The following is a 6239-nucleotide window of genomic DNA, read 5'->3' on the forward strand; positions in this document are numbered from 1 at the left end:
GCTCGGCCGACGTCGAGACGGCGCTGGCCGCCCGCCAGGCCGCCGATCGCAGCCGCTCCGCCGAGGCGGCCGCGCTGGCCGAGCTCGGTGCCGCCGCCCGATCGGCCGCGTCGGAGGCGGAGCGCTCCCTGGCCGCGCGGGTGCGCGCCGAGCAGTCGCTGAAGCAGGCGCAGGAGGAGCTCACCCGGCTGGAGGCCGAGCTGGCCGACGCCGAGGCGGCCCCGGTGGCGGAGGAGCCCCCCACCGAGGAGCGGGACCGGCTGCGCGCCGAGGTGGCGGCCTCCCGGCAGGCCGAGACCGAGGCGCGGCTCGCGGTGCGGACAGCGGAGGAGCGGGCCCGTGCCCTGCAGGGCCGTGCGGACTCGCTGCGCCGCCAGGCCCGGCAGGAGCGGGCCGCCCGCGAGCGGGCCGAGGAGGCCCGGGTGGCACGCGCCCGCGGCGGGCGGGTGGCCGCCACGGTGCGCCGGGACGCGGAGTCGGCGCTGACGGCGCTCGGCTCGTCGCTGGTCCGCGCCGCGGCGGAGCGGGACGCGCTGGCGTCCGCGCGCAGTGGCGCCGAGGCGGAGCTGCTGGAGGTGCGCAGCCGGGTCCGGGCCGCCACCGCCGAGCTCGACCGGCTCACCGACGAGGTGCACCGCGACGAGGTGGCCCGGACCGAGCAGCGGTACCGGATCGAGTCGCTGGAGGCCAAGGCGGCCGAGGAGTACGGCGTGGACCTGCCCACGCTGCTCGCCGAGTACGGCCCCACCGCGCTCGTCCCGCCGTCGCCGCAGCAGGAGGCCGAGGCCGAGGCGAAGGGCGCGCCCGCTCCTGACCCGGTGCCCTACGACCGCGCCGTGCAGGAGCGCCGCGTGGCCCGCGCCGAGCGGGACCTCGGCACCCTGGGCAAGGTCAACCCGCTGGCGCTGGAGGAGTTCGCTGCGCTGGAGGAGCGGCACACCTTCCTCGCCACCCAGCTCGAGGACCTCAAGAGCACCCGCAAGGACCTGCTCACCGTCGTCCGCGAGGTCGACGACCGGATCCACGACGTCTTCGCCAAGGCCTTCGCCGACGTCGCCCGGGAGTTCGAGCAGGTCTTCGCGACCCTCTTCCCGGGTGGCTCCGGCCGGCTGGTGCTCACCGAGCCCGACAGCATGCTGACCACCGGCGTCGAGGTCGAGGCCCGCCCGCCGGGGAAGAAGGTCAAGCGGCTGTCGCTGCTCTCCGGTGGCGAGCGCTCGCTGACCGCCGTCGCGCTGCTCGTGGCGATCTTCCGCGCCCGGCCGTCGCCGTTCTACGTGCTCGACGAGGTCGAGGCCGCGCTGGACGACGTGAACCTGGGCCGGCTGCTGGTGCTGGTGGAGCAGCTGCGATCGACGTCGCAGCTGATCATCATCACCCACCAGAAGCGGACCATGGAGATCGCCGACGCCCTCTACGGCGTGAGCATGCGCGGCGACGGCATCACCGGCGTCATCAGCCAGCGGCTCCGGGAGCTCGAAACCGCCTGACCCGGGCATGGGAAGCGATACCTGCGTATTCGCGCCTGTGACGCACGTATCGCTTCCCATGCCTGAGCCGCGCCTGCGCTCAGCGGGCGGCGGAGGACACCTCGAGCAGGATGCCGGCGAGCTCGCGCGGCCGGGCGAAGAAGGGTGAGTGGGCGGTGTCGATGTGCCGGATGTCCTCGGCCCGGCCCCCCGCCATCAGCTCCTGCACGGCGGCCGGCAGCCCCGCGTCCGCGTCCGCCACGACGTAGGTCGCCGGGATCGTCGACCAGCCGGTGGCCTGCAGCGGTGTGGTGCACGAGCTCAGCGACTGGGGCGTCAGCCGAGCCACGGCCGCGGCGGTGACGTCCGGCGGGCAGTCGGCGTAGAACACCTGCTCCGGCTGGGCGGGCGTCATCCAGCGACCGTCCTCGGACACCTGCCAGAACGCCGGCGGCTCGCCCCCGGCGGCGTCGAGCAGGCTCACGCCGGCGTCGAGCAGGAACGCGCAGACGTAGACGAGCCGGACGACGTCGTCGCGGCCGGCGCTCGCCTCGGTGACCGGCAGGCCACCGTAGGAGTGCCCGACCAGCACCGTGGGGCCGGCCACGTCGTCCAGGACGGCGCGCACCGTCGCGACGTCGTCGGCCAGGCCGCCCAGCGCGTCGACGTCCGGGCCGGTGCTGGGCAGGTCGACGGTGCGCACGCGGAAGCCGCGCTCGGTGAGCAGGGGGACGACCTGGTCCCAGGCCCAGGAGCCGTGCCAGGCGCCGTGGACGAGGACGATCGTGGGGAGGGCTGCGGTCTCGGGGGACATGCCGCTGATCCTGGTGGGCAGTCGTGGCCGTGAGAAGGGGCCGGCTCCGCTAGACCCCGCTGCGGACCTCGAGGTCGACGACGACCGGCAGGTGGTCCGACGCGCCCTCGGCGTCCAGCACGTACGCCCCGGCCACCGCGACCCCCGCGGACACCCACACCTGGTCGATGCGCCGGTGCGGGGAGCGCGCCGGGTGGGTGTTCCCGGCGTCGGACTGCCAGAACCTCCAGCCCGCCTGGTCGTCACGGGCCCGGGCCAGCTGCCAGGCGTCGGTGAACCGCTCCCGCAGCACGTCCAGCTCCGGGGCGTCGGGCTCGGTGTTGAAGTCACCGACCAGGACGCCGGTCTCCATCGGCTCGGTGTGCAGCCCGGCGATCGCCGACACCTGGGCCGCCCGCTCCTGCGCCGAGCGGGTGGTGAGGTGGGTGGCGGTGATCCACAGCGCCCCGCCGTCGAGCTCCACCATCGTGCGCAGCGCGCTGCGCGGCTCGCCGCTGCCGGGCAGCCGGTGCACGTCGCTGATCAGGATCGGCAGCCGCGACAGCAGGGCGTTGCCGTACTGGCGGCGCGGCTGGTCGCCGGGACGCTCCTCGTCGATGGCCGGGCCCCAGGCCAGCTGCATGTCCAGGGCCCGGGAGAGCAGCAGCGCCTGGTCGACGTCCTCGCTGCGCTCGCCGTACCGGCGGTCCACCTCCTGCAGGCAGATGACGTCGGCGTCCACCGAGGCCAGCAGCTTGGCCAGCCGCGGGAGGTCGTGCCGGTCGTCCGCGCCCACGCCGTGGTGGGTGTTGAACGTGACCAGGCGCACGGGGATCGGCGGCTGGTCGGGACCGGGGGCCGGCTTCGTCACCGCTCCACCTTCTCAGGCGTCGGAGAGCGGCTCGTCCAGCACCTGCCGCAGGTCCTCGTCGCCCTTCTCCGACACCGACAGCAGGAAGCGGGCCTCCCGACCGCTGAGCACGAGCTCCCCGATCTGGTTGCCGAAGTACGGCCCGGCCTTCTTGTCCCACTCCAGGCCGGTGGGCTCGGCCTCGACCCACCGCGCGAGGCGCTCGGTCCACCGGCGCGCCGCCCGGCTCCAGCCGATCGTGAAGCCGACGCGGATCGGGTGCGGCGCCTGGTTGTGCAGCGGGGAGACGGTCAGCTGGTGCACGCGCGCCTCGAGACCCGTGGGCTGCACCAGTTCGGCGGCGTAGGCGTGGTGGACGTCGCCGGAGAGGACCAGCGCCGTGGCGGGCGCCCGGCCGTGCTCGCCCCGGGCGATCGCGGTCAGCGCCGCGCCCAGCCGCTCGAAGGAATGGCCGAACGCCGACCAGTGCTCCAGGTCCGCGCCCTGCCGGACCTTCTCGGCCAGCCGCCCGCGGAGCCTGCCGTGGTGGCGGACGTTGAGCGTCTCGTTCCACCGCTCCAGGTTGTGGATCGCGTGCGGCAGCAGCCAGGGCAGCGAGGTGCCGAGGACCAGGTGCTCGACGCCCTCGTCCACGGCGCGGCGCATCGCGGCCTCGACCCAGGCGAACTCGTCCTCGTCGAGCATCCGGCGGTGCTGCTCCTCCAGGACCCGGCCGGCCCTGGTGTCGACCATGATCAGCCGGATGTCGCCCCAGTGCCGCACATAGCTCCACCGGATCGTCGCGGGTTCGGCGTCGGCCAGTTCGGCCATCTCGGTGAGCATCGGCCCGGCGTCCCGGGTGGGGTCGTCGGCACGCAGGTCCTGGATCGCCTGCCAGGTCTTGTTCGCCGCCAGCTCGTCCGGGCTCAGGTTGCCCAGGTGCTGGTAGACCCAGTAGCTGACCAGGCCCCCCGTGATCCGCCCGTGCCACCAGGGCTGCTGGGAGGCCGTGGCCCGCCACGCGGCCGAGGTGTTCCAGTCGTCGATCATCTCGTGGTCGTCGAAGATCATCGACGACGGGATGGTCGACAGCAGCCACCGCACCTGGGGGTCCTGCCAGGACTCGTAGTACAGGCGGGTGTACTCCTCGAAGTCCGCCACCTGGTCGTCCGGGGACCGCCGCTCGGTGCGACGGTCGCGCAGGCGCCCGAGCAGCGACCTCGTCTGCTCCGTGAGCTCGTCTGCGTACACCTGGTCGCCGAGCAGCACGAGGGCGTCGGGCCAGCGGTCCTCCGGCTGCGCGGCGATCCGCTTGGCGTAGAGGTCCAGCGCGTCCGGTGGGATGCCCTCGGACTCCTGCACCGTGACCGGGCTGGCGTACCGGCAGGAACCGAAGGCGAGCCGGAACGGGCCGGGGCCGCCGGGCGTCCGGATGCGGCTGGGCGGGAACTGCGACTCCGCCGGCGGCCAGACCCGGACGCCCTCGAGGTGCACCTCGTAGGGGGTGACGCTGCCCGGCTCCAGCTCCTCGACGACGACGAGCGCGTAGTGGTGCCCGGCGACGGAGAAGGTGCGTGCCCGGCGGTCGAGCACGGTCACCTCGCAGGGCCGGTCGACCTCCACCCAGACCGTCGCCGAGACCGGGTCGACGTGCCGCAGCAGCGGCCCGAGCAGGAGGACCGGGGTTGCCCGGTCGGTGTGCGGCATGGGGACAGCCTGGCCTATCCGCCTGACGATCGGCTGCTGGTGTCCCGCCAGCCGTTCTCCGCGCCCGGCTGGGAGACTGGCCGTCATGGAATTCGTGCTGATCGCGATCGGGATCCTCGTCGTCGCGCTGGTCACCGGGATCAGCCTGCTCGTCAGCCGCGGGCGGCGGACGATGCGCCTGGACGACGACGCCGCGCCCGGCACGACGCTGACCCGGCCGCGCCCCGCGCCGCCCGTCGACCAGCCCCGTCCCACCGGCGCCACCGCCTCCGGGCTGGGCACCCAGACCGACCAGCCCGACGCCGTCGTCCCCGACGCCCCGCCGACGGTCGAGCTGCCCCCGGCCCAGCCCGAGCCCGGGCTGGTCTTCGACACCCCGCTGCCCTCGGCCGGCCGGCTCGTGCGGCTGCGCTCGCGCCTGGCGCGCTCCCAGTCCTCGCTGGGTCGCGGCCTGCTGACCGTGCTGGCCCGGGAGAAGCTGACCGAGGACGACTGGGAGGAGATCGAGGAGACGCTGCTGGCCGCCGACATCGGCATCGCGGCCACCACCCAGATCGTGGAGCGGCTGCGCACCCGGTCGATGGTGCTGGCCACCGCGTCCGGGGAGGAGCTGCGCGAGCTCCTGGTCGAGCAGCTCACCGCCGTCCTCGGCCCGGACCTCGACCGGACCCTGGGCACCGACCGGCACGAGGGCCGGCCGGGTGTCGTCCTGGTCGTCGGAGTCAACGGCGCCGGGAAGACGACGACGGTCGGCAAGATCGCCCGCGTGCTCGTCGGCGACGGCAAGAGCGTGATCCTGGGCGCCGCCGACACCTTCCGCGCGGCCGCCGCCGACCAGCTGGAGACGTGGGGCGAACGGGTGGGCGTGCTCACCGTCCGCGGCAGGGAGGGCGGGGACCCCGCCGCGGTGGCGTTCGAGGCCGTGCGCACCGGCGTGGAGGCCGAGGTGGACACCGTCGTCGTCGACACCGCCGGGCGGCTGCACACCAAGTCCGGCCTCATGGACGAGCTCGGCAAGGTCAAGCGGGTGGTGGAGAAGCAGTCGCCGGTCACCGAGGTGCTGCTCGTCCTCGACGCGACGACCGGGCAGAACGGCGTCGTGCAGGCCCGGGTGTTCACCGAGGCGGTCACGGTCACCGGCGTCGTCCTCACCAAGCTCGACGGCACCGCGAAGGGCGGCATCGTCGTCCGGGTGCAGCAGGAGCTGGGCATCCCGGTGAAGCTGATCGGCCTCGGGGAGGGCCCCGACGACCTCGCGCCCTTCGAGCCCCGCGCGTTCGCCGAGGCGATCGTCGGCTAGGTGTGATGCCCAGCCAGGTTGTTCAACCTGGTGATGGGTGGCGCCTTCCCGACCGCTGAGTGGGGCCGGTGGTGGTTGTACTGGTGGACCCATGCTGGCAGAGCCGCGAGCCGAGCTGCC

Annotated in this window: 6 protein-coding genes; 2 read left to right on the forward strand and 4 right to left on the reverse strand. The window is 74.3% G+C overall.

Translation table 11 applies throughout. The features are described from left to right. Window positions 1-1490, forward strand: a 1490-nt coding sequence (locus tag C5507_RS21720) for an AAA family ATPase (RefSeq protein WP_158657684.1), incomplete at its 5' end; no start/stop codon positions are given. 79 nt (window positions 1491-1569) lie between these two features. On the opposite strand, the gene C5507_RS21725 is transcribed toward C5507_RS21720, so the two are convergent. The 3 genes from C5507_RS21725 to C5507_RS21735 are packed head-to-tail and all read right to left on the reverse strand — an operon-like array spanning window position 1570 to window position 4819. Continuing rightward, window positions 1570-2283, reverse strand: a complete 714-nt coding sequence (locus C5507_RS21725) for an alpha/beta hydrolase (RefSeq protein ID WP_104530566.1) — start codon at window positions 2281-2283, stop codon at window positions 1570-1572. 49 nt (window positions 2284-2332) lie between these two features. Continuing rightward, window positions 2333-3133, reverse strand: a complete 801-nt coding sequence (locus C5507_RS21730; RefSeq protein ID WP_104530567.1) for an endonuclease/exonuclease/phosphatase family protein — start codon at window positions 3131-3133, stop codon at window positions 2333-2335. A 12-nt stretch (window positions 3134-3145) separates the two neighbouring features. Continuing rightward, on the reverse strand, window positions 3146-4819 hold the full coding sequence (locus C5507_RS21735; RefSeq protein ID WP_104530568.1) for an alkaline phosphatase D family protein: 1674 nt from the start codon (window positions 4817-4819) through the stop codon (window positions 3146-3148). An 85-nt stretch (window positions 4820-4904) separates the two neighbouring features. Here C5507_RS21735 and ftsY point away from each other — a divergent pair, with 85 nt between their 5' ends. Continuing rightward, window positions 4905-6119 (forward strand): signal recognition particle-docking protein FtsY, encoded by a 1215-nt coding sequence (ftsY, locus tag C5507_RS21740; protein ID WP_104530569.1) that lies wholly within the window; start codon window positions 4905-4907, stop codon window positions 6117-6119. Here the strand turns inward: ftsY and C5507_RS21745 are convergent. Continuing rightward, window positions 6116-6239 (reverse strand): integrase core domain-containing protein (locus C5507_RS21745; RefSeq protein ID WP_158657601.1); only part of this gene is annotated, 124 nt, incomplete at its 5' end. The two genes, ftsY and C5507_RS21745, sit on opposite strands and share 4 nt — an antisense overlap.

Source organism: Blastococcus saxobsidens (assembly GCF_002938435.1).
GTDB lineage: Bacteria > Actinomycetota > Actinomycetes > Mycobacteriales > Geodermatophilaceae > Blastococcus > Blastococcus saxobsidens.

What these genes read in the sequence shown, in the direction of transcription:
- C5507_RS21725 (WP_104530566.1), bottom strand. Translation starts at nt 2,283, where the DNA reads ATGTCCCCCGAGACCGCAGCCCTCCCCACGATCGTCCTCGTCCACGGC.
- C5507_RS21735 (WP_104530568.1), bottom strand. Translation starts at nt 4,819, where the DNA reads ATGCCGCACACCGACCGGGCAACCCCGGTCCTCCTGCTCGGGCCGCTG.
- ftsY (WP_104530569.1), top strand. Translation starts at nt 4,905, where the DNA reads ATGGAATTCGTGCTGATCGCGATCGGGATCCTCGTCGTCGCGCTGGTC.